The sequence below is a fragment of the Spiroplasma sp. ChiS genome (genome assembly GCF_002968355.1).
In the GTDB taxonomy this organism is placed as follows: domain Bacteria; phylum Bacillota_I; class Bacilli_A; order Mycoplasmatales; family Mycoplasmataceae; genus Spiroplasma; species Spiroplasma citri.
Genome location: NZ_PUUH01000050.1, coordinates 1 through 2,297, shown reverse-complemented (window position 1 = coordinate 2,297; position 2,297 = coordinate 1). Strand labels below are relative to the sequence as shown.

The window sequence follows — 2,297 nt, the reverse complement described above, 5'->3', positions numbered from 1 at the left end:
GTTAAGTGAAGCAGATGCTAAATATGTATGAAAAAATAGTATGTTTACATCTAATACTTTATCAATTATTCCATGATCTAGTACTGAAAAAAGTGGAATATGACAAATTGAAATATCAAGGGAATTATTAGCAAATTATATTGATAATTATATAAAAAATATTTCCGTTAAACTTGATAATAAAAGTATTATATATAATTCTAATAATGAATTATCAGTGCCTTTTGATAATGATACGATTTATTATGAAAATAATGTATGAAAAGCAAAACAAGGCAGTGTTATACCATCTGATGTTATTAAAGATAGTGATTTAAATAAAGATTATATTGATAAAGAAGATGGAAAATATATTGTTAAAAAAGCACAAAGTGGTAGTTCAATAACAGTTAATGCCCCATTACATCAAAAAGATGATAGTAGTTTAGAATTATTATTATCAGATGAATTTGATATTGAAAATAATAAATTATCTTTAAATAAAGGTTTAAAAAATACTATTGAACAAATGTTAAAATGAGTGTTTGAAATAAATCAAAAAATTAAATGAGAAAAAGTAACGATATCATATAAGCGTGATAGTGCTAATTATATTGATATTCCTAATTTTTCTGAAACTTATCGTTATCAAGTTTGATTATCACCAACTAATCGTAAAGGTGCTGAAGGTATGTTATGGCTTGAACCACCTTATTTTACAGAACAGAAAGAAAATAATACTTTATTTAAACATCAAGCAACTTGTTTTATTGATGATATGGATAAAAACCCTTATAGTATTGCTTTATATAGTGCTAGTGGTCGGATTTACTTAACGGATGGTTCAAAGGGTTCTAATATTCCAATTAATAGTGTTCGTATTTTTCGACAAGAGGTATAAGTATGGAAAATAAAGAAAATATTATTATTAAAAATGAAAATGGTACTTATTGACAAAGATTAGGTTTTGAACAAAGAAACCCAAGTCAAAGTTTTAAATCTTGAAAAAATCGTAAGTTTTTAAAATATGATAAATATCCATTTCATATTAAAAAAGCATATATTATGCGATATAATGCACTGTCAATTTTATATCATACTCCATTTTTAAGTTTATATGGATTATTTTTTACTAGTTTACATTTTAATTGAATACCAACATTAGAACCAGTTAAAGAGTTTATGTTTGGTCAGCACAATATAACTGATGGTGGTTTTTTTGGATATACTGGAATAGTTATATCTTATCCAATATTACATGGTACTGCTTGATTAACGACAAAAATACCTAAAATACCAGCAATTAAATTACCAGTTGGAAAATGTTTAGAACAAGTTTATAAAATACCAAGTTATATCTTATATTTACTATTATTTGGTTGATTAATATTTCGTAAATATCTTAAAAAACATAATGTTAATATTTGTCATAATTGTAAACAAACAATAGAACAAGTTGAAAGTTGAAATCAATATTGTCTTAAAAAAAGATGAAATAAATAACATTTAAAAAAATAACCAATTAAGGTTATTTTTTATTTGTTTTTAAGATAATTAAATTCTTTTCACCATATTTATTGATTAAATATTCTCAGTCTCAGGTTGAATTGATATTTACATCTTCAACATCAATACCAGTTATATATTCACCAAGTGGGGTTTTACACGGACGATTACCGCTTACAGAACGATAACATAAAATATAATTATTCATTTTTATTATTTCCTTTATTATTTACAATATAGTAATTGATAAAATGCTGTACTCGTTGGTTATGTGTATATAATTCGGGTAATTCATTTCATATTTTTGCTTGTTCTTTATTTAAGTAAAGATTAATATTTCTAATTATAACTTGATGATTTTTTGTTTTCATTTTTAAATAACCTTTTATAACAAACATAATGCATTACTTTATTATTTTTAGAAACAATATTACCATAATTAATATTTTTATTACATTCATTACATTTTATTTTATTAGAATAATGTTGGTTGAACATACTTTAATCGCTCCTTTGTTAATTTATAATATTTTTCATTAATTTCTATTCCAATTCAACGCCGATTTAATTGTTCACAAGCATACGCGGTTGTACCACTTCCTAAAAAACAATCTAATACAATATCTCCAACTTTACTATGCTTATTTATTTGTAATTTAATTAAATTAATATCTTTAATAGTAGGGTGTTTTATATTTCCTATAAATTGATTATTACTATTAGTAATTTGATAAATAGTCTGCATATCTTGATTTCAAACATTACTATAACTAATTGGGTTTTTGTAAATATATAAACATAATTCTTTATCT

Annotated in this window: 5 protein-coding genes; 2 read left to right on the top strand and 3 right to left on the bottom strand. The window is 23.2% G+C overall.

Annotated features, from left to right (window positions below):
• On the top strand, window positions 1-880 hold an 880-nt coding region (locus C6B38_RS09680; protein WP_162475815.1), incomplete at its 5' end, for a hypothetical protein.
• 2 nt (window positions 881-882) lie between these two features.
• Window positions 883-1,482 carry a hypothetical protein gene (locus C6B38_RS02295; protein ID WP_105298496.1) on the top strand — a complete coding sequence of 200 codons (600 nt, stop codon included), beginning with the start codon at window positions 883-885 and terminating at the stop codon, window positions 1,480-1,482.
• A 25-nt stretch (window positions 1,483-1,507) separates the two neighbouring features.
• Here the strand turns inward: C6B38_RS02295 and C6B38_RS02290 are convergent, their stop codons facing one another.
• The 3 genes from C6B38_RS02290 to C6B38_RS02285 form a co-directional block, all read right to left on the bottom strand.
• Window positions 1,508-1,693: a hypothetical protein gene (locus C6B38_RS02290; RefSeq protein WP_105298495.1), complete on the bottom strand. Its 186-nt coding sequence runs from the start codon at window positions 1,691-1,693 to the stop codon at window positions 1,508-1,510.
• Window positions 1,686-1,856 (bottom strand): hypothetical protein, encoded by a 171-nt coding sequence (locus C6B38_RS09675; RefSeq protein ID WP_162475814.1) that lies wholly within the window; start codon window positions 1,854-1,856, stop codon window positions 1,686-1,688. Before C6B38_RS09675 ends, C6B38_RS02290 begins: the two co-directional genes overlap by 8 nt.
• A 104-nt stretch (window positions 1,857-1,960) precedes the next feature.
• Window positions 1,961-2,297, bottom strand: a 337-nt coding sequence (locus C6B38_RS02285; RefSeq protein ID WP_146693265.1) for a site-specific DNA-methyltransferase, incomplete at its 5' end; no start/stop codon positions are given.